This window comes from Actimicrobium sp. CCC2.4, assembly GCF_034347385.1.
In the GTDB taxonomy this organism is placed as follows: Bacteria; Pseudomonadota; Gammaproteobacteria; order Burkholderiales; family Burkholderiaceae_D; genus Actimicrobium.
This window is the reverse complement of the sequence record NZ_CP133777.1, coordinates 651,135-676,365: the sequence shown is the minus strand read 5'-3', so window position 1 is coordinate 676,365 and position 25,231 is coordinate 651,135. Positions and strand designations below refer to the sequence as shown.

Sequence of the window (25,231 nt, the reverse complement as noted above, 5' to 3'; positions counted from 1 at the left end):
GTTACGCCAAGCGCAACCATCGAAACTCAATTCATATCATTACTTTTAGTTTGCAGTTTTTGTTACCAACCGGAACAATCAGACCAGTGAAGCATCAAGTCGCTGGCAAATCGCCATCGTTGGCCCCGCCTGGTTGAGCGAATAAAAATGCAGGCCGGGCGCGCCGCCTGCCAGCAAGCGCTCGCACATGGCCGTGACAACATCGAGACCGAATGCACGGATCGATTCGCTGTCGTCGCCGTAACTGGCCAGCGCCAGCCGTATCCAGCGCGGGATCTCGGCACCGCACATATCCGAGAACCGCATCAGCTGCGTGTAATTTGTAATCGGCATCACGCCGGCGACAATCGGCACTTGCACGCCGTGCTTGCGGGCACTGTCAACGAAACGGAAGTACGCATCGGCATTGTAGAAATACTGAGTGATTGCCGCATCGGCACCGGCTTGCACCTTGCGCACGAAATGCTGCATGTCATCCGAGGGCGAGCGCGCCTGGGGATGCATTTCCGGGTAGGCACCCACTTCGACATGAAACCAGTCGCCGGATTCGGCGCGGATGAATTCAACCAGCTCGTTGGCAAAGCGGAATTCGCCGGAGGCTGCATCCATCGCACCGTACCCGCTGGGCAAATCACCCCGCAGCGCGACCAGCCGCTGGATGCCGTGGGACCGGTATTCCGCCAGGATGTCACGCAGGCGCGCGCGCGAACTGCCCAGGCAGGAAATATGTGGCGCCGCCTGATGGCCTTCACTGCGAATGTCGAGCACGGTATCGAGCGTGCCTTGCTGGGTACTGCCGCCGGCGCCAAACGTCACCGAAAAATACTTCGGGTTGAGGACCGCCATCCGGGCACGCGTCGCACGCAGCTTATCGGTACCCTCGGCAGTCTTGGGCGGGAAAAATTCGATGCTGAAATCAGGAGAGGTCATTTTTTATCAAGTATCAAAGAAGACAAGGCCCACGAAATGATGCTGTAGACAACCGCAGCCAGAATGGCCGAGCCAAAACCTGCAACATGGAAACCACCAATTATCTGTGCGACACCCCAGAACATCAGACCATTGATGACGAAGATGAACAGACCGAGAGTAAGAAAAGTCACCGGCAAGGTCAGCAGCAGCAGCAGCGGGCGGATCAGGGTATTGACCAGACCCAGCACCAGCGCAGCGATCAAGGCAGTGCCGATGCTGTCGACACTGACCGAATGCATCAGATAGGGCAGCGCGAACAACGCAGCAGCGTTGATGAACCAGGTAATGAGCAGGCGCATGAAAATTCCGTGTTGAAGTGAAAAAACCGCTTCGCTCCGGCCGGAAGGCCGTCTCGAAGCGGTAGTTGGCACGAAGCCGGGATGGATCAGTAGCGGTATTGTTCCGGCTTGTACGGACCGACCTGTTGCACGCCGATGTAGTTGGCTTGCTCGAGCGTCAGTTCGGTCAGTTGGGCATTCAGTTTCTGCAACTGCAAGCGGGCGACTTTTTCGTCGAGATGCTTGGGCAAGGTGTAGACACCGACCGGGTACTGATCAGTATTGCAAAACAGCTCCATCTGCGCAATGACCTGGTTGGCGAACGACGAACTCATCACGTAGGACGGATGACCGGTGCCGCAACCCAGATTGACCAGACGACCTTCGGCCAGCAGGATGATGCGCTTGCCGTTCGGGAAGATCACGTGATCGACCTGCGGCTTGATGTTTTCCCAGGTGTACTGCTTCAAGGCAGCGACTTCGATTTCATTGTCGAAGTGGCCGATGTTGCAGACGATGGCCTGGTCCTTCATTTTTGCCATGTGCTCGTGCGTGATCACGTGATAGTTACCGGTCGCCGTGACGAAGATGTCGGCATGCTCTGCCGCATAGTCCATCGTGACGACGCGATACCCTTCCATCGCGGCCTGCAATGCGCAGATCGGATCGATTTCAGTGACCCAGACCTGGGCCGACAACGCCCGCAATGCCTGCGCCGAACCCTTGCCCACATCACCGTAGCCGGCCACCACGGCGACCTTGCCGGCGATCATCACATCGGTAGCGCGCTTGATGCCATCGACCAGCGATTCACGGCAACCGTACAGGTTGTCGAACTTCGCTTTGGTGACGGAATCATTGACGTTGATTGCCGGGAATGCCAACTTGCCATCCTTGAACATCTGGTACAACCGGTGAACACCGGTCGTAGTTTCTTCGGTCACGCCCTTGACTTGCGCCAGACGCGTCGAATACCAGCCTTGATGCGAGGCCAGACGTTTCTTGATCGATGCATACAGGCAGACTTCTTCTTCCGAGGTCGGGTTGTCCAGCACTGACGCATCTTGCTCGGCACGGGTGCCCAGATGCAGCAGCAAAGTAGCATCGCCACCGTCATCGAGAATCATGTTGGCATGCTGTTCGCCATCAGCGTTGGCTGGCCACTCGAAAATACGGTGGGTGAATTCCCAGTATTCGTCGAGCGATTCGCCCTTGAACGCAAATACCGGCGTGCCATCGGCAGCGATGGCGGCGGCGGCATGATCCTGCGTCGAATAGATGTTGCATGAGGCCCAGCGCACCTGCGCACCGAGCGCTTCCAGCGTCTGGATCAACACAGCGGTCTGGATGGTCATGTGGATGGAACCGGTAATGCGTGCACCCTTGAGTGGCTGTGCAGCCGCAAATTCCTTGCGGATGGCCATCAGGCCGGGCATTTCGGTTTCGGCGATGCGGATTTCCTTGCGGCCCCACTCAGCAAGACTGAGGTCGGCGACGAAATAATCCTTGAATGCGGAGACTTGAGAGTTTAAAACTGCGGCGTTCATCACGCCCTCCTTTCGTTAGAAAAAAAGAAACGTGAGCGCAGTTGCTGGGGATGGTGCCTCCAAGCCTGACCCGGCTTGCTGACGCAAGTCCGGCTGCAACGCTCCTTGGAGACCGGATTATAACGTAGTTAAAAAAATGTTTCGTTGCTCGGAATAAATTTCTACTTGGCGCTTTGTCTGCACCCGTTGCGACCCGCGTGCCGGCTTTCGGGGCTGATATCGGCTCTTTGGGGCGGTGCACATTCAGCGTGATCCAGGTCAGCATATCCACCCAGATGCGATCGACCTCTTTTGCAGGGGGCATCGCCTGGGCATTCGGCAATTCGATCGTGATGACAGGAATATTCCGGTGCAAGCCGCTGTAATTGCCCAGCGAACCCGGATAGACGCCCACCCGGTTGAATTGCAGCCGGCCGAATCGCTCCGGCACCGGTGCGGGACCGTCGAAGTCGAGTACCCCGAACGGGGCATGCACCGAGACGATGACATTGGGCTTGAAGCGATCAATTTCGGCCTTCAGCCAGCGGGTTTCCGGTTCGGACAAGGGCCCTTTTCCAGGAAAGCGGCGCGGATCGCTGGCAGTGGCCTTGGACCAATACCGTGGTGCCTCCTCTTGCCAGCCCGGTGTCGGGAAATTGCGATTGAGGTCAACACCGCGGGCGTTGACACGACTGGGCTTGGCGGCCAGCAAACCATCCGGATTGAGTACCGGCACCACATACCAGGCAAAATCACGGGCCAACGGTATCTGCGCCTGCTGCAGCCACTTGAACACGACCGACGAGGCCGTCAATTCGTCACCGTGTATTCCTCCTAGCAACATGACCCGCAATGGCTTGCGGCCATCCCGGTCAGGGGACGCAATTTGCCGCGACAGGATAGGAAAACCGTTGGTGGAGACACCACCCGAGGGTTGCAGGTTGCTGGCCTGACACGCAGACGCTGATACTTCCGGCAACCGTGCAGCCAGCCGTTTGCACCAGGTCGCCTGGCTAGCAACAGACGAAGAAACAGAAGCAGCAGACGACAGGGCAACGAAGCACATCAACATGCCTGCAAGCCCGATCCGCTGGCATGCTACTTTGCGCACGGACGCCCCCACATCGCCCCTGACCCCATGCCTAGAAACCCGCCGAGGCGCGCAGCGCCGCCGCACGATCGGTCCGCTCCCAGCTGAATTCCGGCTCTTCCCGGCCAAAGTGGCCGTAGGCTGCCGTCTTCAGATAGATCGGCCGTAACAGATCGAGCATCTGCACGATGCCTTTCGGACGCAGGTCGAAGTGCTCCCGGACCAGTTCAGCCAGCTTTTCGTCGCTAATTTTGCCCGTTCCAAACGTGGTCACCATCACCGACGTCGGTTTGGCGATACCGATGGCATACGACACCTGGATCTGGCAACGCGATGCCAGGCCGGCGGCAACGATATTTTTAGCCACATAGCGCCCGGCATAAGCAGCAGAGCGATCCACTTTAGTCGGGTCCTTGCCCGAAAATGCACCGCCGCCATGCGGAGCCGCTCCGCCGTAGGTATCGACGATGATTTTGCGACCCGTCAGACCGCAATCACCTTGCGGACCGCCAATGACAAAACGGCCGGTCGGATTGACCAGATAGCGCGTGCCGTCCAGCCATTCCTGCGGCACGACTGGTTTGATGATCATCTCGATGACGGCTTCTTCGATGTCCTTGTGCTGCATCTCCGGCGCATGCTGGGTCGACAAGACGACGGTATCAATACCGACCGGCTTGCCATCGACATAGCGCAGCGTGACTTGTGATTTGGCATCCGGACGCAGCCACGGCAAGCGGCCATCCTTGCGTAATTGCGACTGGCGTTCGACGATGCGGTGAGCGTAATAGATTGCAGCAGGCATCAGTTCCGGCGTTTCGTCGCACGCGTAACCGAACATCAGACCCTGGTCACCGGCACCCTGGTCAAGATCGGTACCCGTACCTTCGTCAACACCTTGCTTGATATCGAGCGACTGTTTGTCATAACAGACCATCACCGCACAGCTTTTGTAGTCGATGCCGTAGTCGGCATTGTCATAACCAATCCGCTTGAGGGTGGCGCGCGCGACGTCGATGTAATTGATGTTGGCGTGGGTAGTAATTTCACCCGCGAGGACTACAAGTCCGGTATTGCAGAGGGTTTCGGCGGCAACGCGTGCTTGTGGGTCGACTTCGAGGATCGCATCCAGAATCGCATCGGAAATTTGATCGGCGACTTTGTCCGGATGGCCTTCCGATACGGATTCGGAAGTAAAGAGGTATTCATGTGCCATGGCAGGCTCCTGTAATTGCAGTTTCGGTGACCATGTCGCGGCCAATCGAATGAGCCTGCGACGCTTTAGCAAAATTTATAGGCCGCCTCGCAAGTTGTCTATTAACCCGGCGGATAATACGTCCGTGGTATTTTACGCCCCTTGGCATCAATCAGCAAAATCACCGGACTCCCCTCATTGATACTGGTTACTTTTTTTCGTTTGCTCTCCCATCTTCCGTTGTCGGTGCTACAGGCACTTGGCGCGCTGACGGGACAGCTCGTGTACCGCTTTTCCGCTGGCTACAGGACACGGCTCAATGGCAACCTTCAACGCGCCGGCTATGCGGAACACTTGCCTGCAGCCATTCGCGAATCCGGTAAAAATATTGTCGAACTGCCGTTTATCTGGTGCGCTCCGCAAGACAAAGTGCTCGCGAAAGCGACCATAGAAAACTGGCATATTGCGCAAGCTGCCCTGGACCAGGGACGCGGCGTGATCTTCCTGACTCCCCACCTCGGCTGCTTTGAAATCATCGCCCAGGCGATCGCCGCCCGGCTGCCGTTGACGGCACTGTATCGACCGCCACGCAAGAGCATGCTGAAGCCCCTGATCGAAGGCGCGCGACAACGCCATAACCTGATCCTTGCACCGGCGAATTTACGCGGCGTACGGACGCTGCTTAAAGCACTCAAGGCAGGCGGCGCCATCGGCCTGCTGCCCGACCAGGTGCCGCAAAACGGCGAAGGCGTCTGGGCGGATTTTTTCGGCAGGAAAGCGTACACGATGACGCTGCCCGCAAAACTGCACAAGATGACGGGTGCCCCACTGCTGCTGTCCTACGCGGAACGCTTGCCGCAAGGGCGAGGCTACGTGATTCGTTTCTCGACCTTCGAAGGATTCCTCGACGACGACCCGCAGCAGCAGGCCCAGGCCATCAATACGGCAATGGAGCAACTGATCGCGCGTTCGCCGGCCCAATACCTCTGGAGTTACAACCGCTACAAGACACCGGAAGGCGTCCTCCCTGCTGACGCACCGGAGACCGGACTATGAAGTTATTGTTGGGATTGATGTGGTTGCTGCACTGGCTACCGCTGCCAATACTAGGTCGACTCGGCGCGGCCGTCGGCACTCTGCTGTTTGTCACGGTCAAATCGCGACGTCACATCACACTGATCAATCTGCGCTTGTGCCTGCCTGAACTGACTGAACCGCAACGCCATCGAATTGCCCTCAAACATTTTCAGGGATACGCGCGTGCCGTGCTGGAACGCAGCCTGCTCTGGTGGGCTTCCGAGGCACGGCTGAAAAGACTGATCGTTGTCGAACCTGGCGTTCCGCACGAACAGATCGCGGCCGGCCCTGTCATTCTGCTTTGTCCGCATTTCGTCTGCCTCGATGTGGCCGGTGTCGCCGTCCTGTTGGAGTCGCCGCTATGTTCGATTTACACACGGCAGCAAAACAAGGTATTCGATGACGCGCTACGTAAGGGCCGTTCGCGATTTCGACCGATCAAGCTGTTTTCACGCGGAGAAGGCATCAAGCCCGTGTTGAGGGCGATGCGCGAGCACCTGCCTTTTTTCATGCTTCCAGACATGGATTTTGGCGCAAGGGACGCCGAGTTCGTCCCGTTCTTTGGCACACCTGCTGCGACGCTGACCGCACCAGCCCGCATTGCCGCCTCTACCGGGGCAAAAGTTATTCCGGTGATTGCGACATTCCTGCCGAACTATCGCGGCTGGAAAGTCACGTTTTACCCTGCTTGGGAAAACTATCCGGGCGATGACATGATCGCCGCCACCCGCAAGATGAATGCTTTCATTGAGGAGCGCGTTCGCGAGACTCCGGATGAATATTTCTGGACGCACAAACGCTTTAAAACCCGACCGTCTGGTGTGGCAAGCGTCTACGAGGATGCCGGCGCACCCACCATTACGCCCGATCCGGCCAGCTTATAATCGTCTAATGAAAATCAAATTTACCAAAATGCACGGCGCCGGCAACGACTTCATCGTCATCGATGCGATCAACCAGACAATCAAGCTGACACCGGCGCAGTGGCGGCAACTGGCGGATCGCCGCTTCGGTATCGGTGCTGATCAAATCCTGGTTGTTGAAGCCTCCGAGAATACCGATATCGATTTCAGATATCGGATTTTCAATGCCGACGGCGGTGAAGTCGAGCAATGTGGCAACGGTGCACGGGCATTCGTCCGGTTCGTGACCGAAAAAAAATTAACGGCAAAATCCGTGCTCCGCGTTGCCACGATGAATGGCGTTATCGTGCCAAGGCTGGAGGCTGACGGCAGCATTACGGTCGATATGGGCGCGCCGGTGTTCATCCCCGCACGCGTCCCATTCGATACGACCGGACTCGTGGGCATCGCGGATGCAGATGAAACACTCTGGCCGCTGCAAATCAATGAGCGCACCATCATGATGTCAGTTCTATCGATGGGCAATCCGCATGCCGTACAGGTCGTTGAGTCTGTCGATACGGCGGACCTCGCACTCGATGGCCCTGCCATCGAACACCATGTCCGGTTTCCCAATCGCATCAATGCCGGCTTCATGCAAATTCTCGACCGGCACGCGATCCGGTTACGTGTCTTTGAACGGGGAGCAGGAGAAACGCTGGCGTGTGGCACGGGTGCCTGCGCTGCAGCAGTGGCAGGCATCCGCAGAGGACAGCTCGATACGCCGGTGCGGGTAGAAACACTGGGCGGCCAGTTGTCGATCGCCTGGGAAGGCGGCGCATCCCATGTGATGCTAAGCGGACCGGCAGTTACTGTCTTCGAAGGCGAGATAACGTTACCGGACTAAGAACTACTCCGGTGCCAGCATCCTAAGTCGATACAGTCGCTGGCGGTAATTTCCCTCGGGACCTTTGAGACTGCAGTCGACATCTTCGAATAGCCTCACGATGCGCCCTAGTACCTGCCGCTGTTCGCTCGATTGGATCAGTATCAAGCGTCGCTTGCTGCGGGGATGGGCGTCCCGGATATCGATGAGCAAACAATGTCCGCAATCGGCGGCATTCACATTGAGCAACAATGCCTCGGCGCGTGACAGCCCGAAAACTGCCGCGAGCTCCAGGCGCGCAACCAAAAACGGTGCCGAGCGATTCCTGTCGTGCACCAGTTTTTTTCTCGCGCTTTCTGCCCAAAACGTTGGCTCCGCTACATCGGCAATTTTCCCCAGCAGCTGCTGTGCTTCCTGATTGCTTTGTGCTGCCGCTTTTTGAAGCCAGAAAGCCGCTTCCACGTCCTTGGATTGATCGTTGCGCCGACCGCGCCATGCGGCTATGCCGAGCTCTAGTTGGGCGACTGTGTGACCAGCCTCTGCAGCCTTCTGGACGTAGTAATAGGAGTCAAGCAAATTGCGTTGTGAAAACTCGGGCTTCAAATAAATCCGGGATGTTGCGTACCACGCCTCCGCGAGCCCCTGCTCTCCAGCGGCAACCAGCCAGCGCAAGGCCTTCTTGTAATTTGCCAGACCGCGTACTTCTGTCAACCGGGTCCCGTTGCCGTCCATCCGGCCAAACCATAGTCCGAGCGCAAGGCAAGACTGCCTATCCCCGCCGCTAGCAGCGACTTCAAGAAAGCGCTCCAGTTCAGCAGCATCTACATTCCCTCGCGCCATGAGGACTTCAGAACAACGGGCCAACAATGACGTATCGTCAATCACTGGTTCTTCCGGCGAGTCCGTCATGTGTCGTGACTGCCGCCGCGCCACTGCCTGCCTCGCCAATGGCAATGCCCATTGCAAAAAATCATCATGATTTCCAGCTTGCCACGCATGTTCAGCGAGTGCATGTTGCGCTCGGGTGACACCGCCACCCGCGGCCCGCACAGTCCATTCCAGCACTGATTTTTTTGCTGTGTCGCTGGCGGGCATTTTCAGGATTGATGAATGGAATGAATGACTGGAAAGTGCCCGCAGGTCAGTGCCGTCGCAGCCGTTGGCATGACCGATCAACTGTGCCATGAGCCACTGCGCCTCACCGAAACCGGCATGCGCCACCGCTTCCAGTGCCATCCACGCTTTCCGGCGCAAAATATCACTGGTGCAATCGCCTGCTTGCGCGAGTACCAGTTTGGCTAGTACAAGTCCGGCCTGCAGAACCCCCGAATCGAAGGCTCGCTCGTACCAAACGCACAGTGAAGATGGTTGCGCCGCGCGGGAGGCTGCCTCGAACGGGATATGACTACCAATTAGTAGCCAGGCTTCGTCTTGCTGCTGATGTGCTGCACGATCCAGCCAATACAGCGCGGTAGCAATACTTTTTGGCAAGCCTGCGCCGCCGAATAAATACCGCTTACCGAGCGCCAGTTGCGCAGGTGCCTGACCGGCACGTGCGGCCCGTATGACCAGTAACTCTTCCCGATTTGCCATTTTTTACTTTTGGTTGTGGTGAATTTATATTCCTAGTTACGAGCATTCATCACGAACAGACCAATGACTGTGATTAAAATCAATGTTGTCTGAAATACCACGCCTACCGTTTCATTTGATTACAATTAATGTGGCTATTTGACAGGACCAATCGTGCGTAACGACGAGGCTCCGGCCCTATCAATCTTGTTTCTGTCAAAGGATCCAACAGCGGCAACTCCAAGACGGGCAAGCACGCAGTAGTGCTGCACTCATTGCATTAAATCAACTCACAAGTTTGGTCAGCGGTTGTCGGTTAAAATTCAGCTACCTTTTTGCAAGCGCCCTTCCGCTCGACGCGACGAGTAGAGGCGCCGCGAGATTTTCATAAGAACGCTATCCCATGACATCCAAACTGGACGCAGGCGCCATCGCCGAATACCTTGAACAGACGCCTCAGTTTTTTGAAGAACACGCCGAACTGCTGGGAAAAATCAAATTGAGCAGTGCATTGGGCGGGCGCACGCTGTCGTTGCAGGAACGGCAAATGGAAGTGCTCCGGCAAAAAGTCAAAACCATGGAGATGCGGCTCGCCGAACTGACGCGCCTCGCGCAGGAAAATCACGCGATTGCCGAGAAGTTCCAGCAATGGACGCGCGCCTTGCTGCTGGCACGCAACGATGTGGACTTGCCACATGTGCTGATTGACGGACTGAAGACCAACTTCTCGGTACCACACGCAGCGCTACGTATCTGGCAAGCCGCGCCCGACTTTTCCCACACTTGGTTTGCCGCGCCGGTATCGGAGGACGCCCGTCTGTTTGCCAATAGCCTGCATGTGCCGTTCTGCGGCAGGAATGACGCCTATGAAGCGGCGAGCTGGTTCGATGAACTCCCTGCCGTTCAGTCGATTGCGATGTTGCCATTGCAATCCGGTGCCGCGTCGGGGGTATTTGGCATGCTGGTGCTCGGCTCCGCAGATCCACAGCGTTTTACGGCAGACATGGCAACCGACTTTCTGGTGCAGATCGGCAACACTTCCAGCGCGGCACTGACCTGTCTTCTTGAATAAGATCGCGCATTCGGAATGGATAACGCCACGTCGGAAAAGCAGATCATTACCTACCTGGATGCGCTGAAAAATCTGCGGCATCTGGCACCATTGACTATCAGTCATTACCGATGGGACCTGGCAGAACTCTTGGCTATGGCGGCAACACTGGTACCCGGGCCGACGTTGACAGATCTCACGCAACAGCAGGTACGCCGGTTCGCGTCGCAATTGCATGCGCGGGGTCTCGATCCGCGCTCGATCGCCCGCAAACTGTCCGCCTGGCGCGGATTCTTTAGCTGGCTCGCCGAACAGGATGTAGTGCGTGTCAATCCGGTCGACGGCGTGAAGGCCCCCCGACGCGGTACGCCGCTGCCAAAAGCACTGTCCACCGATGATGCAGTGCGTCTGGTTTCTGCAGACACGACGCTTAATATCGAGCAAGCGGTGCAACGCAGTTGCGATCACGCAATGTTCGAGTTGCTGTATTCGAGTGGCTTGCGGGTATCCGAACTGGCAGGACTGGACGTGCGCCATACAAGGAATGTCGACTATCAATCCGTCGGGTGGATCGATCTTGCAGGCGCGGAAGTCGTTGTGACCGGCAAGGGTAACAAGATGCGCAGCGTTCCGGTCGGGCGCGCCGCGCTGTTAGCCATAGAAAGCTGGCTCGCCATACGGCCGTCGGTATCGAACGCAGACCCTGATGCACTGTTCCTGAATACCCGCGGCGCCCGGATCTCGGTCAGACTAATCCAGCTGCGCCTGAAAGCGCACGCCACGCGTGTCGGTATCCCGGTCAACGTGCATCCGCACGTGTTGCGCCACTCGTTTGCGTCGCATGTCTTGCAGTCCTCCGGCGATTTGCGAGCCGTCCAGGAGATGCTGGGACATGCCTCAATTACCTCAACACAAATTTATACGGCACTGGATTTCCAGCGGCTGGCGCAGGTTTATGATGCCGCCCATCCCCGTGCCAGGAAAAAATCCTGACGTCATATCGGCGATCCCGACACCCCGATTGCTCCGGTGATGCCGAAGCTCACAAGAATGCGCGGATCGACCATTGGAAATTTTAAGAATGGCTCCATATCAAAGCCCATATCCATCCAATGCCGCCGCGCACAGAACTAATTCATGGCTCTTATTCCTACGACCATCCTGACCGGGTTTCTTGGTGCCGGCAAAACCACGCTGCTCAATCGCATCCTGCAAGAGCCGCATGGCTTTCGTATTGCCGTCATTGAAAACGAATTCGGCCCGGAAAATATCGACAATGAGATTCTGGTTCAGGACAGCTCCGAACAGATCATCGAGATGAACAACGGCTGCATTTGTTGCACGGTGCGCGGTGACTTGATTGTCGGCCTGACCGCACTGGCCGCACGTCGCGATGCGGGCGAACTGCAATTCGACCGGCTGGTCATCGAAACAACCGGACTGGCCAATCCCGGTCCGGTCGCACAAACTTTCTTTATTGATGATGCCGTTGCCAGCCAGTACGTGCTCGACGCCGTGATCACGGTCGTTGATGCCAAGCACGCGATGGGACAGCTCGACGAGCACGAGGAAGCACAACGCCAGATCGGCTTTGCCGACCGCATCCTGATTTCAAAAAGCGATCTCGTCACTGAAGACGCGATGCAGCAATTGACCGCACGTATCCGTCGAATCAATCCGCGCGCGGCCATTGGCAACAGCGCCTTCGGACTCACCCCGATCGCCGACATTCTCGATATCCGCGGCTTTAACCTTAACGACAAGCTTGATATCGATCCGGCGTTCCTGAGTCAGGAAGAAGATCATAACCACGACCACGATTGTGACGACCATGCAGGACACGACCACCATCACCCGGGCCACACCGACGACATCAAGGCCTTCGTCTTCAAAAGCTTGCGCGCTTTCGATACGGCACGACTCGACGACTTCCTTGGCGGCATCGTGCAGGTCTATGGTCCACGCATGTTGCGCTACAAGGGCGTGCTGGTGATGGATGGCGCGGACCGGAAGGTGTTGTTTCAGGGCGTACATCAAATCATGGGGAGCGATGTCGGCGCACGCTGGGGAGAGACAGAAAAACGGGAAAGCAAGCTGGTTTTTATCGGCAAAAACTTACCGGAAGAAATTTTTATTCACGGACTGGAACAGTGTTTGGTATAAACTCCATAAGACAGTCGCGCCAGAAATAGCTGTCGGCATTCGAGTCCGTATCAGATGCTACAGAGGCCGGCCAGAGGTGATGTGAGCGGTAATAACCGGACAAAAAATCATGAATTTAGTGCCATGATATTTTCCCGTCCATATGCTGCATCGTCCTGATCTTCCAGTTAGTTGTAACAGAGCGCTTCAGAGCCAAAGCACCCCGATCCGGCATACCTCTGCGCATCAACAATGCCAGCGGCGGATTTGAGGGTAATATCCAACGAACTGCAGTCTCGAAAGTAACCGAAGTGGCAACCAAGACAACCAAAACAACTTCTTCCGCGTCCTCCGACGGTGCCTTGCTGACCGAAGAGCAATTGCTCAAGATGGGCGAGAAAGACTACATGAACGAAGCGCAGCTGGCGTTTTTCAAAGCCCGTTTGCAGCAACTCGAAAAAGACCTCCTGAAAAATGCTGGCGAAACCACAGAGCATCTGCGTGAAACCGTGCTGGTACCGGATCCTGCCGACCGTGCAACTATCGAAGAAGAACATGCACTGGAATTACGGACGCGTGACCGTGAACGCAAACTACTGAAAAAAGTACAGCAATCTATCGGCATCATCGATAGCGGCGAATATGGCTGGTGCGAAGAAACCGGTGAACCAATCGGTATCCCGCGGCTGCTGGCCAGACCAACAGCGACGCTATCGCTGGAAGCCCAGCAGCGGCGCGAATTGAAGCAAAAGTTGTACGGCGATTAAGTCATTAACGCCTGAAGCATCCCCGTTCCGGCAAATGCATCAGTCAATGCCGGAAGGGCCGTAAGGACATGTAGCTACAACAACACAAGGAAGAGGCGCGCAGTAAGGGAGACGTCATGCCGGACAAAAGCAGACTGCTCAATACTCAAGTGCGTACTTTTATAGCTCGCCACAACCAGTCAAACTTTCAGGAATGCCGTGGGGTTTTTTTCATTTCTAGGCAAAAAAAATCGACGAGATGTTTCTCCGATCTCGGAAATTGACGCGCCCCGTCGACAGAGAAACGATCGCGTTGTACCGGTAGATTCCGCCATTTCAGCCGAACGTATTGCCAGCTCCCAAGGCGTGCAACGCGACGCCGCACGCAAAACTGCACTGAAAATCGACGCCATCGAAACTGAAATGTCGTATGAGCTGACACGCCCGCCAGGGATCGCGCCGGCAGCACGCAGCGTACCCACGCAGACCCCAGCGAAGCCTGGCGGATCCAGCCAGGCGGGCGACCGCAAGCATTCTGAGCGAGCCACAGCGGAGCAATTCCCCGACACCCTGCCGGGCCTAGTCATGTCGACCGATTTCCTGCTGGGCGGAGACGTGGGCTTACACAAAATAGAACTAGCCTTATCCGAAACCGCGCCGATTATCGACGAAGCCGCAATTCTCTTTGCTAATGATCAAAACGAGATCGTTGAAAGTATGCTGCTAGACGCCATCGAAGACGACCAGATCGGCGAAGCGTCCCGCACGGTCTGGGCCATGCTGTTCGATTTGTACCAAATTACCGGCCGGCAGGCCGTCTTCGAAAAGCTTGCTGCAGATTACGCCAGCAAATTCGAACGCTCACCACCGACCTGGATGGCTTCGACACAGGACGAGCCTGTGTCGAGTACTACCATGCTGCCCTTCAGCGCCATCTTCGCCCTGTCCGGAGATCTGGATGCGTCCATCCTGAAGCAACTCGACCGTGTCCGTAAGCTGAGCACCAGCAATTCCATCCTGCAACTCGACTTCACCAGCGTCGGCACCATCACCCGCGAGGGTTGCACGATGTTGCTTGAAACCCTGAAGCAATTGCAACAGGCAGGTAATTCCGTCGCACTGATCCATGCCAGCGAACTATCAGACCGGGTGCGTGCGCTCTGTGAAACAGGTCTGCGCGAAGACACCGAAGCAGCCTGGCTGTTACTACTGGAACTACTGCAGTTGCAGAACCGGCAACAGGATTTCGAAGACACCAGTATCGATTACTGTGTGCTGTTCGAAGTCTCGCCACCGGCCTTTATTGCTCCGCCCGCCTTGCCCGTCGCGCCCGCTAATCCGGCCCGGATACCGGAAAATGTCTTTCTGATGCCCACTCTGGTCGATGGCAAGTCTGATCTGATCAATGAAATTACCCTGTATGCCGCCCGGCACAATCCTGCCATCATCGATTGCAAGCATCTCGCCCGGGTCGATTTCAGTGCAGCAGGCCAGTTGCTGAGTTGCCTCGCACCGCTGGTAAAAAACGACCGCATCATCGAATTGCATAACGTCAATCAATTGGTCACCGCATTGTTCAATGTCATGGGCTTGCGCGAAATCGCCCGCATCATTCCGCGCAAAGAATAACCACCGCGGCCGACTCCGGCTTGCAATCGACCATCCCAACCCCATTTCTTTGTCTAGCGCCGTGATCTGGTTCATCAGCAACCGGTCACTGCAGACGACTTTTGAAAGGGTGACATGGAACAATTTCACGGCACGACCATCCTGTCGGTACGACGCGGCAAGCTCGTAGCACTCGGCGGGGACGGTCAGGTCACGCTCGGCAATATCGTCATGAAGGGTACTGCGCGCAAAGTGCGCAAGCTCTATAACGGCAAGGTCCTGGCAGGATTCGCCGGTGGCACAGCCGACGCATTCACGCTGATCGAACTGTTCGAAGCCAAACTTGAAAAATACCAGGGCAACCTGATGCGGGCCTCGGTCGAACTAGCCAAGAATTGGCGCACCGACCGCATGTTGCGCCGCCTCGAAGCGATGCTGCTGGTCGCCGACCATGAAACCACGCTGGTCATCACCGGCAACGGCGACGTGCTGGAGCCGGAGGATGGCATCGGTGCGATCGGCTCGGGCGGTGCGTTTGCCCAATCCGCGGCCAAGGCATTGCAAGAAAATACCGAATTGTCGCCCGCCGAAATTGTCCGGAAATCGCTGACGATTGCCGGCGAACTGTGTATCTATACCAATCTTTCCCATACGATCGAGACGCTGGAATGACACCGACCCATACGCTGATGAATATGACTCCACAAGAAATCGTGACCGAACTCGATAAGCACGTGGTTGGCCAGGCCAACGCCAAGCGTGCTGTCGCTATCGCGCTGCGTAACCGCTGGCGCCGGCAGCAAGTAGGCGAACCGCTGCGCCACGAAATTACGCCGAAAAACATCCTGATGATCGGACCGACCGGCGTAGGCAAAACCGAAATTGCGCGTCGCCTCGCACGCCTGGCTGATGCCCCGTTCATCAAGATCGAAGCCACCAAATTTACCGAAGTCGGCTATGTCGGACGCGACGTCGACACCATCATCCGCGACCTGATCGACATCGGCATCAAGCAGACCCGCGAATCCGAAATGCGCAAGGTACGTGAGCGTGCCGGCGATGCGGCCGAAGACCGGATCATCGATATCCTGGTGCCGCCCGCACGCGACTTCGGCATCCAGCCGATAGCGAGCGACGGTACACCGGCGGCCGGCAGCACGACCCGACAGACCTTTCGCAAACGCTTGCGCGAAGGTTCACTCGACGAGCACGAGATCGAAATCGAGGTCAACGATAGTGGACCGCAGATGGATATCATGGCGCCGCCCGGCATGGAAGAAATGACCGAACAGATCAAGACGATGTTCTCCGGCGTCAGCAACAATCGCAAAAAAAAGCGCAAGGTCAAGGTCAAGGAAGCGCTCAAGTTGCTGGTCGAAGAAGAAGCCGGCAAGCTGCTCAATGAAGACGAGCTCAAGCAAAAGGCCATCACCAATGTCGAACAGAACGGTATCGTGTTCCTCGATGAAATCGACAAAATCGCCAGCCGCTCCGAAACCGGCGGTGCCGAAGTCTCGCGGGCCGGCGTGCAGCGCGATCTGCTACCGCTGGTCGAAGGCACCACAGTCAATACCAAGTACGGCATGATCCGCACGGACCATATTCTGTTCATTGCATCGGGCGCGTTTCATCTGGCAAAACCGTCCGACCTGATACCGGAATTGCAGGGACGTTTTCCGATCCGGGTCGAGCTTGAGTCCCTGTCGATCGCCGACTTCGAGCGCATTCTGACCGGCACCGATGCCTGCCTGACCCGACAATATCAAGCCTTGCTGGCAACCGAGAACATGACCATCACCTTCAGTGACGACGGCATACGCCGGCTCGCCGAGATTGCCTATTCGGTCAATGAAAAAACCGAAAACATCGGCGCACGCCGCCTGTACACGGTGATGGAAAAATTACTCGAAGACATGTCGTTCAACGCGACAGAGCGCAATGGCGAGACCGTCAATATCACGGCACCGTACGTCGACGAGCGCCTGGGTGCGCTGGCGGTCAACGAGGACTTGTCGCGCTACGTGCTGTAGTTGGCACGGGATGATGACCTAATTGGGGCGACCCGGCTCGGGCCGGGCGCGCATCGCGCCGTTACCCTGATTCGGCACGCTACCACCGGCATTCGGTGACATGCCGGGCGGGACATTCGGTGGCGTGTCGGTTTCCTGCTCTACTTGCGGTGGCGGCATGACAGGCAATGCTTGCTGGTCGGTCGGCGTCACCAGGGTTGCCGGCATCGCTGGCGCAGCCCGTGCCGGCGGTTGCTGGGCGATCGGCTGCATCATCAACGGCGGTGGCACGGTGGACAGGTTCACCTGCTGCATCGACGTCTTGCCGCTTTCCTGCAACTCGACCCGCTTGACGATACCGCCTTCGGAAAGCAGCACGTAGCGGGGATGGACTTCCTTGACGACGACTCCGGGAATGACCTCGCTGTCGACACGACTGGCCAGCGGCGGTTTGCCATCAGCGACCAGGATGGCGACGCTCTCGCTGGCATTGCCGGCAACCACCACGCCTTTGAGCTGGAAATTACTGGCCAGTGCCACCTTCGCAGCACGTCCGCCGAACAGGCCGGCGGCTACTTCCAGCGACGCATCTCCCTGATTGGTTTGTGCCACGGCGACCATCGGTCGTTGCGGCGGCTTCATGAATTGCAGCGTCCAGTACGTAGCGGACGCGCACAGTGCCATGAACAGGAAAAAACTGGCGACTAGCGGCATGCGCTTCATGCGATTCCTTCCAGATGCAGCCAACTGCCTACGGGAGTTGTTCGAGTCGTCATCATTACCTCACCAGCTGGTTAATTTCAATAATAGGCATCAGTACCGCCAGCACAATCAGCAGAACTACCACGCCCATCGCCAGGATCAGCGCCGGTTCCAGCAGGCCGGCAATAGTGAGGGCGCGTCGTTCCAGATCCTGCTCCTGAGCGTTCGATGCGCGCTCCAGCATCGCCGGCAATTCACCGGTGATTTCGCCTGCACGGATCATGTGGATCAGCATCGGCGGAAAGTGCTTGTGTGCCGACAACGCGCGCGCCAGCCCGACACCTTCGCGCACGCTGTTGGCGGCCTCTTCGACCTGCAATCGCATCGCGACATTCGACAGCGTATCCCGACTGGTCTGCAAGGCGCGCAGGATCGGTACGCCGGAACCTGTGGTGATTGCCAGCGTGCTGGCAAACCGGGCAGTGTTGAGGCTGCGCTCGAACTTGCCGTACAGCGGCGCCGTCAGCAGCCAGGTATGCCAGCGCAGCTTGATCTCGGGATTTTTCAGTGCCGTGCGCCAGGCGAAACCAAATGCGATCGCTACGACGAGCACCATCCAGCCATAGTTGCGCACGAAGTCCGACACCGCCAGCATCAGCACCGTCAGTAGCGGCAATTTCTGCTTGGTATTGGCGAATACCGAGACGATCTGCGGCACCACATAAGTCAATAGAAAAATCACGATGGCGAACGCCACCACGGTGACAATGGCCGGATAGGTAAAAGCCAGCTTGACCTTCTGGACCAGCGCATTGCGGCGCTCGATGTAATCGGCCAGCCGTGACAGCACCTTGGCCAGTTGGCCGATCTGCTCGCCGGAGGCGACCAGCGCGCGGTAGATGTCGGCGAAGTCGCGCGGATGATGGGACAGCGCATCCGACAGTGACGATCCGCCCATGACTTCCGAGCGGATCGAAGCGATCAGGTCGCGCAAATACGTCCGTTCGGCTTGCTCCAGCAAGGCCGAAAACGCTTGCTCCAACGGCAAGCTGGCTTCAAGCAGGCTGGCCAGCTGACGCGTGAACAAGGCCAGTTCATTGGTCGACAATTTATCGCCAAAGCTGCGCGCCTTGGTCTGGCCGGAGGCATCGACCTGCGATGCAATTGCCCCGACCGTAATCGGCGTCATGCCCTGGCTGCGCAGATCGGCTCTGGCCGCACGGGCACTATCGGCGTTGAGCACGCCTTTTTTGGTTTTGCCGTCGTCGTCGACAGCTTCGTAGCGAAATGCCGGCACGCGTTAATCCTTGGTGACGCGCAGCAATTCTGCCTGCGTGGTGACGCCGTTGGCGAGCCAGCGCTCGCCATCTTCGCGCATGGTGCGCATGCCATCGCGCTGGGCCGCATTACGGATGTCGGCTTCGGAAGCCTGGTTGTGGATCTGGGCCCGGATTGCTTCGGTGGTGCGCAACAGTTCGTAGACACCGACCCGCCCCTGATATCCGGTCTGGCCGCATTTATCGCAACCCGCCGCCTGCCAGTAAGTGCCATCGAACACACGGCATTCGGTGCACAGCTTGCGCACCAGCCGTTGCGCGACCACGCCCAGCAGCGATGACGACAGCAGGAAAGGTTCGATTCCCATATCGAGCAAGCGCGTCACGGCCGCCGCCGAATCATTGGTATGCAAGGTCGCCAGCACCAGATGCCCCGTGAGCGATGCCTGCACCGCGATCTGCGCGGTTTCAAGATCACGGATTTCGCCGATCATGATGACGTCCGGATCCTGCCGCAGGATCGCCCGTAGCGCCTTGGCAAACGTCATGTCGATACGCTGATTGACCTGGGTCTGGCCCACTCCGGCCAGTTCGTACTCGATCGGGTCTTCGACCGTCAGGATGTTGGTGGTCGAGACATTGAGCATCGACAGCGCCGCATACAGCGTGGTGGTTTTGCCGGAACCGGTCGGACCGGTCACTAGCACGATGCCGTGCGGCTGGCTGATCAGCGCGTCGAACTGCGGCATCACCGCGTCGCTCATGCCCAGATGTTCGAGGTCAAGGCGGCCGGCTTCCTTGTCCAGCAAGCGCAATACCGCGCGTTCGCCATGACCGGTCGGCAAGGTCGAGACGCGCACGTCGACCGGCTTGCCGCCCACCCGCAGCGTGATCCGGCCATCCTGCGGCAAACGCTTTTCGGCAATATCGAGCTGGGCCATGATCTTGATGCGCGAAATCAGCGAAGCATGGATGGCTTTCTTGGGACGCACGACATCGCGCAGCGTGCCGTCGATACGAAAGCGCACCACTGAAATCTGCTCGAAGGGCTCGATATGAATATCGGATGCGCCTTCGCGCAGCGCCTGTGTCAGCAGCGCATTGATCATCCGGATCACCGGCGCATCGTCGGCTGATTCGAGCAAGTCTTCGACTGCGGGCATGTCCAGCATCAGCTTGTTGAGATCGAGGTCGGACTCGTACTCATCGATCACTTGTGCGGCGTCGCCACCGGAACCGGCATAGGCCCGGGCAATCGCGTCCTCGAGTTCGCCGTGCGGCATCGTGCGCAACTTGATGCGGCCAAAGCGCCGGCTGACCTCGGCCACCGCCGTGGCCTGGGTGGCATCAGACACCCAGACCTCGACGGCACTATCGGGCGACTGGCGATGGGCCAGCAACGCAAAGTCGCGGGCAAAAGCGTAAGGCAAAAGTCGTGCATCTATCATGGCTGCTCGTTGGACTCGGGTTAGTTCTGGATCGGTGCCGGATCAGGCGTCACCTTCGGTGGCAAACCCTGTGCCGGCGCAATCGGCCGCACCAGATTGCCGCCACCCGGCAAGCCGTTGTCCATCAGCGGCAAGGTCGGCGTCATCATGTTCGGCAATACGGCCGACTCGGCCGGCTGGGATTGCTGCTGGACCTTGCGCATCAGGTCGTAGCGGTCGCCCGACAGACTCAGGCTTTGCTCGTTGCTGCGGATGATGGTCGGGCGCAGGAACACCATCAGGTTGGTCTTGGTGCGATTGCGTTTCTGGTACTTGAACAGGTTGCCGACCACCGGCAAATCGCCGAGACCCGGCACGCGCTCGTTGCCATCTTCAAGCGTGTCTTCGATCAGTCCGCCTAGCACCACGATCTGGCCATCATCGACCAGCACATTGGTATCAATCGAGCGCTTGCTGGTGATGATGCCGGCGGTGTTGGTGGAACTCTGCACGGCCGAGGTTTCCTGATAAATCGCCATCTTTACCGTGCCGCCCTCGGAAATCTGTGGCCGCACGCGCAGCTGCAAACCGACGTCCTTGCGCTCGACGGTCTGGAACGGATTGACGCCGCTGCCGCCGCCCGATGCCTGGGTCGTGTACTGCCCGGTAATGAACGGGACATTCTGGCCGACGATGATGCGGGCTTCTTCGTTGTCCAGCGTAATCAGGTTCGGCATCGACAGAATGTTGGTGCCATCGTCCGATTCGAGTGCCCGGGCCAATGCGCCCAGGCCGAGCGCGCCGTTAATCTGGCGGAAAACACCCAGGGTCAGGCCGGCACCGACCGCAGGAACCGTCCCCGCCTTGGAGGCAGCAGCAAGACCGGCGATGTTATCGGTCGAAAACGTGCTGGCGGCACCGACCCGGTAGTTGCTGGTCGAATTACCGCTCAGCCCGAGCCACTGAATCCCGAACTCGGCAGCTTTCTTGGCCGAGACTTCGACGATCAGCGATTCGATGTAGACCTGTGCGCGACGCACATCGAGCTGGTCGATGACGACGCGCAAATTGCGATAGACCGCTTCGCTGGCGGTGATGATCAGCGTGTTGGTGGTGGCGTCCGCCTGGATGAAACCAGCGGCACCGCCACCGCTACCGCCGGAAGATGGCTGGTTCGACAGTGAATTGCTTTGTTGCAGTGGCTGCAGGCTGCTACCGGTCGTGCTGCCACCCTGGCCCTGGCCCTGGCTCTGGCCGAACCCTTGCTGCTGTTGTGACTGCTGCTGCGATTGCGATTGCTGCTGCACCGACGTGTCGTTGGTCATCACCGAGCGCAAGGTTTGCGCGAGCTTGGTTGCATCGGCATTGCGCAGGTAGACCACATGCACGTTGCCCGGTTGCGCAGTTGGCTGATCGAGACGGGCAATGAGCGATTTGGCCAGATTGGCGCGCCCCTGCGACGGTGCGCGAATGATCAGCGAGTTAGTGCGGCTGTCGGCGAGCACACTAACCTTGCCACCATCGGCGACACCCGGCGTGGTGCCGGCGTCGAGCAGGCGCGAGACGATTTGCGCGAGGTCGCTGGCGATCGCATAACGGATCGGCACGATATCGACATCGCCACTGGCCGGCGCATCAAGCGCGGCGACGATCTTGCCGAGGCGACGCAGGTTGTCGGCGTAATCGGTGATCACCAGGGAGTTGTTGCCGGGGTTGGCATTGATCGTATTGTTCGGCGAAATCAGCGGCCGCAGTACCGTCACCAGATTGGCTGCCGATTCGTAATTGAGCCGGAATATCTGCGTTGCAATCTGGTCGCCCTTGACGCTGAGTCCCTGCGACGGACCGGCCTGCAGTTTGGCATCGGCTTCCGGTACGACCTTGGCGAAATCCTCGCCGATCACCACCGCATAGCCCTGCAAGCGCAGCGCCGACGTCAGCAGGCTGAAGGCTTGTGCCTTCGTCACCGGCTTTTCGGATACCAGACTGATGGTGCCCTTGACGCGCGGATCGATAATAAAGGTCATGCTGGTGTACTGCCCGACCGCCTTGATCACCGACTCGATATCGGCACCAACGAAGTTCATCACGGCAGAGCCGGCAGGCGGATCGGCGGCCAGCAGCGGTTGGGGGATACCGGCCACTGCGCACAAAAGCAGGACGGCGGCGCTGATCCGGCGCCATCTTGGCAGGATAGGGGGAGCGGAGTGGTATGTGTGCACGAGGGTATTTTCCATTATTTGAACTCTAACGCGATAACGTCGCGATCACCGTCTCGACGGTGCCGACCCAGCAAATTGAGTAGATTGGACAGCTTGTCCTGGTGGCCGGCTTCAGCTTCTGCGATGCCTGAAAACTGCAATCGGCCGTTGGTAAGTGAACCATCGCCAGAAAGCAGCAGTGGTCCGCGCCGGGTCTTCAGTTGCAGACTGGCTTTGCTGCCTTGCCAGTCCATCTGTACGGTGTAACTGCCCAACGGTCGCACCGGCGACATCCGCGAGGCAACATCACGCAAGTTCAGCGTCGTGCTACCGGTCAGTTCGACTTGCGGACCATTGCGCGCCAGTTCCAGTGGCCCCCACGATAGCTGCATCACGCCGGAGGGTTGCACCGTGTTGAGCGGCGCGCCCAGACCGGCGAGTCGCTCTGCCGGCAAGGTCAGCACGGCCGGACTGACGGTCCAGGCGTTCCAGCTGCCGGTGACCTGTACCGGACTGGTCAGTGCCGCCGGATTCTCCAGCGTCAGGTCAACCCGTCCTACCAGTACCAGCGGCGATAACTGCCATGAAAACCGGCCCGGCAACAACGCCGTCACCGGTTCGTTATTACCCGCTGCCCCGCCGATAAAAGCAGAGCCGCGCCACAGTGAACCTTGCGGATCGCCCAGCGTCAGGCGACCGGCAGTCTGTTTTTCGAGCAGTAGCGCCATCCAGCTGACCGGACAAAATACCAGCACCGTGAGGATCACCATCAACATTGCCGCGAGCAACCATAGTACGACACGCGGCCAGCGCCGCGGCTGCTCACTCACTGCGGCTCTCGCTCTTCTGCTGGCGCAAGGTCAGCGTGGCATTGACCGTATCGCTGGCCGATTGGGCGGTGATGCTGGTGTCGATGACTGACAGCCGGACGGTTTTTTGCACCTCGCCGAGCCAGTCGACCAGCGCCGCAAACGATACCGATGACAGCTGGATGCGCACCACGTCATCGGTCACGACAACACTTTGCGACTTCAGACCGCGCGTGGCGAGCGAGGTTTCCATGCCTTCCTTCGAGAGCACCGGCGGCGGTGGCGCGACGATGGACGACAGCGCTACCGCATCACGCGCCAGTTGCTGCATCACGGCGGCTTTCTGGCGCAACTCCGGGAGGCTCTTGCGCAATTGGGCGCGGCCCGACAAGGCCGGATCGATCAGCAGCAGGTACACCAAGGCCAGCAGGATCACGCTACCGATAACCAGCAATTGCTTACGCTCCTGCGCACTGCGGTCGTTCCAGAAAGCGGCCGCCGAATCGCGTGCGCTGCGGATACTGGCGCGCAAATTGGCCGACATGCTTGCGTTGCTCATTTACTGCTCCTGATCTGCCAGACACCGGCATTTTGTTGCGACAGGCTGAGCTGACGCTGCGTCAGCGCCGCCTTGATCTGGTCCAGCGGTGGCTGCGCGTCGGGCTTGAGCTTGATCAGCAAACCACGGTCGTGGTATTCGATGCCGGCAATCACCAGCGACTGATTGCCTTGCATGACGCTGTTCCAGGCCTCGCTGAACGCAGCCAGCAGGCTGGTGAAATCATCCGGCGCCGCCTGGCCGGAGGCGCGCTGGCCAGCGGCGATTTTCTGGCGCATCTGGACGACCGGATCGATGATGGCGGTCTCTTTCGGATAGGCGGTCTTGTAGGTCTGGATCATGCTGCCTTGCAGCCCGTTGGCTTCGCGCTTCATGCGTAACCACTCGACATTGAGCGCGGTCACGTTGACCAGCAAAGCGACCGCAGCCAGGCCGATGGCCCAGCGCCATGGCTGCCAGTTCAGGCCGCTGCCCCCGGCCACACCCAGTCCGTTCATCAGGTTCAGCGTGACGCCGCGGGCAGCCGTGACCCAGCGCAACCAGTTGTCGGCAAAGAGCGTGATGCGCTCATGCTGGCCGTCCTCCAGCAAAGCCTGGCAAGCCGGCACGCTGGATGGCGTGAGATACAAGGCGATCGGCGCTTGCGGCACCACCGCGCACAGCGTTTGCAAAGTTTCCTGCAACGCGCTGGCGGCCTGATCGGGCAAGACGGCAATCCCAAGACCGTCCTGCTCATTGAGCCGGATCACCAGTTCCAGGTCAGCGGCATGTTCGACAATCACGGCAGATACGACACCCGCCTGATGCGGAACGCACAACTGCGCTGGCAATGCGCTGAGGTGCCGGGCACCGAGCCCGGTAAAAAGGTGCACCAGCCGTTCCAGCCAGGCGCGCTGCACGACCGCGACGGTGCGTAAGCCATCTGCAGTGCCGCCGGCGACGATGACGCATTCGGCCGGATCGGTCATCAGTTTTTCTTCGAGCATGTTGGGTAGCGCGGTGCGCAGCCTTGCCGCCGACAACGGTGGCACACGGATGCGCAACAAGGTCACGTCACTGGCGGCCAGCAACAGCGTCACACGCTGGGACTGGGCAATGACGGGGCGCAGATCGGCCAGCACGGCGGCGCCTTCGCGCTCGATGCTGCCGCCGTCGGCGACCAGCGCAAACGCGCAGCCCAGCTGACCGGGCTCGTCGAGGCAGTCGGCGGCGGCTTTCGATAACAGGCGAATGTAGAGTGTGCTCAAGAGGTTCCGTTCGCT

General features: G+C 58.4%; 22 protein-coding genes, 1 pseudogene and 1 riboswitch. Of the genes and pseudogenes, 10 read left to right on the top strand and 13 right to left on the bottom strand.

The genetic code is table 11. The annotated features are described in order from the left end of the window. Positions 1 to 78: 78 nt before the first annotated feature. From metF to metK, 5 genes and pseudogenes are all read right to left on the bottom strand, one after another. The gene (metF, locus tag RHM62_RS03200; RefSeq protein ID WP_322124135.1) at positions 79 to 930 is read right to left on the bottom strand and encodes a methylenetetrahydrofolate reductase [NAD(P)H]; all 852 of its coding nucleotides are present in this window, start codon (positions 928 to 930) and stop codon (positions 79 to 81) included. Continuing rightward, the gene (locus RHM62_RS03195; protein ID WP_322124134.1) at positions 927 to 1,271 is read right to left on the bottom strand and encodes a phage holin family protein; all 345 of its coding nucleotides are present in this window, start codon (positions 1,269 to 1,271) and stop codon (positions 927 to 929) included. Before RHM62_RS03195 ends, metF begins: the two co-directional genes overlap by 4 nt. 86 nt (positions 1,272 to 1,357) lie before the next feature. Continuing rightward, complete coding sequence (gene ahcY / locus RHM62_RS03190; RefSeq protein WP_322124133.1) at positions 1,358 to 2,797, bottom strand: adenosylhomocysteinase; 1,440 nt, start codon at positions 2,795 to 2,797, stop codon at positions 1,358 to 1,360. A 26-nt stretch (positions 2,798 to 2,823) separates the two neighbouring features. Then, positions 2,824 to 2,910, bottom strand: a riboswitch (S-adenosyl-L-homocysteine riboswitch). Positions 2,911 to 3,275: 365 nt separating this feature from the next. Further along, positions 3,276 to 3,842 (bottom strand): annotated as a pseudogene (locus RHM62_RS03185) (M14 family zinc carboxypeptidase); the annotation flags it as partial. Between the two features lie 76 nt (positions 3,843 to 3,918). Then, positions 3,919 to 5,082: a methionine adenosyltransferase gene (metK, locus tag RHM62_RS03180; RefSeq protein ID WP_322124132.1), complete on the bottom strand. Its 1,164-nt coding sequence runs from the start codon at positions 5,080 to 5,082 to the stop codon at positions 3,919 to 3,921. 180 nt (positions 5,083 to 5,262) lie between these two features. Here metK and RHM62_RS03175 point away from each other — a divergent pair, with 180 nt between their 5' ends. From RHM62_RS03175 to dapF, 3 genes are read left to right on the top strand one after another with little or no spacing between them, the layout of a single operon-like run. Next, positions 5,263 to 6,117 (top strand): lysophospholipid acyltransferase family protein, encoded by an 855-nt coding sequence (locus RHM62_RS03175; RefSeq protein WP_322125302.1) that lies wholly within the window; start codon positions 5,263 to 5,265, stop codon positions 6,115 to 6,117. Continuing rightward, positions 6,114 to 7,022: a lipid A biosynthesis acyltransferase gene (locus RHM62_RS03170; RefSeq protein ID WP_322124131.1), complete on the top strand. Its 909-nt coding sequence runs from the start codon at positions 6,114 to 6,116 to the stop codon at positions 7,020 to 7,022. Before RHM62_RS03175 ends, RHM62_RS03170 begins: the two co-directional genes overlap by 4 nt. 7 nt (positions 7,023 to 7,029) lie before the next feature. Continuing rightward, complete coding sequence (gene dapF / locus RHM62_RS03165; protein WP_322124130.1) at positions 7,030 to 7,887, top strand: diaminopimelate epimerase; 858 nt, start codon at positions 7,030 to 7,032, stop codon at positions 7,885 to 7,887. Between the two features lie 3 nt (positions 7,888 to 7,890). Here the strand turns inward: dapF and RHM62_RS03160 are convergent, their stop codons facing one another. After that, positions 7,891 to 9,459 carry a hypothetical protein gene (locus RHM62_RS03160; protein ID WP_322124129.1) on the bottom strand — a complete coding sequence of 523 codons (1,569 nt, stop codon included), beginning with the start codon at positions 9,457 to 9,459 and terminating at the stop codon, positions 7,891 to 7,893. Between the two features lie 382 nt (positions 9,460 to 9,841). Here RHM62_RS03160 and RHM62_RS03155 point away from each other — a divergent pair, with 382 nt between their 5' ends. From RHM62_RS03155 to hslU, 7 genes are all read left to right on the top strand, one after another. Then, a complete protein-coding gene (locus RHM62_RS03155) occupies positions 9,842 to 10,510 on the top strand; it encodes a DUF484 family protein (RefSeq protein WP_322124128.1) in 669 nt (222 codons plus the stop codon). A gap of 15 nt (positions 10,511 to 10,525) precedes the next feature. Further along, the gene (locus tag RHM62_RS03150) at positions 10,526 to 11,482 is read left to right on the top strand and encodes a tyrosine recombinase XerC (protein WP_322124127.1); all 957 of its coding nucleotides are present in this window, start codon (positions 10,526 to 10,528) and stop codon (positions 11,480 to 11,482) included. Between the two features lie 144 nt (positions 11,483 to 11,626). Continuing rightward, entirely contained in the window at positions 11,627 to 12,652 is a 1,026-nt protein-coding gene (locus RHM62_RS03145) for a GTP-binding protein (protein ID WP_322124126.1), read from the top strand. 341 nt (positions 12,653 to 12,993) lie between these two features. Further along, on the top strand, positions 12,994 to 13,398 hold the full coding sequence (dksA, locus tag RHM62_RS03140) for an RNA polymerase-binding protein DksA (protein WP_322125301.1): 405 nt from the start codon (positions 12,994 to 12,996) through the stop codon (positions 13,396 to 13,398). Between the two features lie 564 nt (positions 13,399 to 13,962). Then, the gene (locus tag RHM62_RS03135) at positions 13,963 to 15,006 is read left to right on the top strand and encodes an STAS domain-containing protein (RefSeq protein WP_322124125.1); all 1,044 of its coding nucleotides are present in this window, start codon (positions 13,963 to 13,965) and stop codon (positions 15,004 to 15,006) included. A 114-nt stretch (positions 15,007 to 15,120) separates the two neighbouring features. Then, positions 15,121 to 15,657: an ATP-dependent protease subunit HslV gene (gene hslV / locus RHM62_RS03130; RefSeq protein ID WP_322124124.1), complete on the top strand. Its 537-nt coding sequence runs from the start codon at positions 15,121 to 15,123 to the stop codon at positions 15,655 to 15,657. Positions 15,658 to 15,674: 17 nt separating this feature from the next. Beyond that, a complete protein-coding gene (hslU, locus tag RHM62_RS03125; RefSeq protein WP_322125300.1) occupies positions 15,675 to 17,015 on the top strand; it encodes an ATP-dependent protease ATPase subunit HslU in 1,341 nt (446 codons plus the stop codon). Between the two features lie 18 nt (positions 17,016 to 17,033). Here hslU and RHM62_RS03120 read toward each other — a convergent pair whose 3' ends face one another. From RHM62_RS03120 to gspL, 7 genes are read right to left on the bottom strand one after another with little or no spacing between them, the layout of a single operon-like run. Beyond that, entirely contained in the window at positions 17,034 to 17,717 is a 684-nt protein-coding gene (locus RHM62_RS03120) for a hypothetical protein (protein ID WP_322124123.1), read from the bottom strand. Positions 17,718 to 17,772: 55 nt separating this feature from the next. Continuing rightward, positions 17,773 to 18,993, bottom strand: coding sequence for a type II secretion system inner membrane protein GspF (gene gspF, locus RHM62_RS03115; RefSeq protein ID WP_322124122.1), 1,221 nt, complete (start codon positions 18,991 to 18,993; stop codon positions 17,773 to 17,775). Between the two features lie 3 nt (positions 18,994 to 18,996). Further along, positions 18,997 to 20,421 carry a type II secretion system ATPase GspE gene (gspE, locus tag RHM62_RS03110; protein WP_323581567.1) on the bottom strand — a complete coding sequence of 475 codons (1,425 nt, stop codon included), beginning with the start codon at positions 20,419 to 20,421 and terminating at the stop codon, positions 18,997 to 18,999. Between the two features lie 20 nt (positions 20,422 to 20,441). Next, on the bottom strand, positions 20,442 to 22,622 hold the full coding sequence (gspD, locus tag RHM62_RS03105) for a type II secretion system secretin GspD (protein WP_322124121.1): 2,181 nt from the start codon (positions 22,620 to 22,622) through the stop codon (positions 20,442 to 20,444). Positions 22,623 to 22,636: 14 nt separating this feature from the next. Continuing rightward, positions 22,637 to 23,371, bottom strand: a complete 735-nt coding sequence (locus RHM62_RS03100) for a type II secretion system protein N (RefSeq protein ID WP_322124120.1) — start codon at positions 23,369 to 23,371, stop codon at positions 22,637 to 22,639. Between the two features lie 52 nt (positions 23,372 to 23,423). Continuing rightward, entirely contained in the window at positions 23,424 to 23,969 is a 546-nt protein-coding gene (gene gspM, locus RHM62_RS03095; protein WP_322124119.1) for a type II secretion system protein GspM, read from the bottom strand. After that, positions 23,966 to 25,216, bottom strand: coding sequence for a type II secretion system protein GspL (gene gspL / locus RHM62_RS03090; protein WP_322124118.1), 1,251 nt, complete (start codon positions 25,214 to 25,216; stop codon positions 23,966 to 23,968). Before gspL ends, gspM begins: the two co-directional genes overlap by 4 nt. Between the last annotated feature and the right edge of the window lie 15 nt (positions 25,217 to 25,231).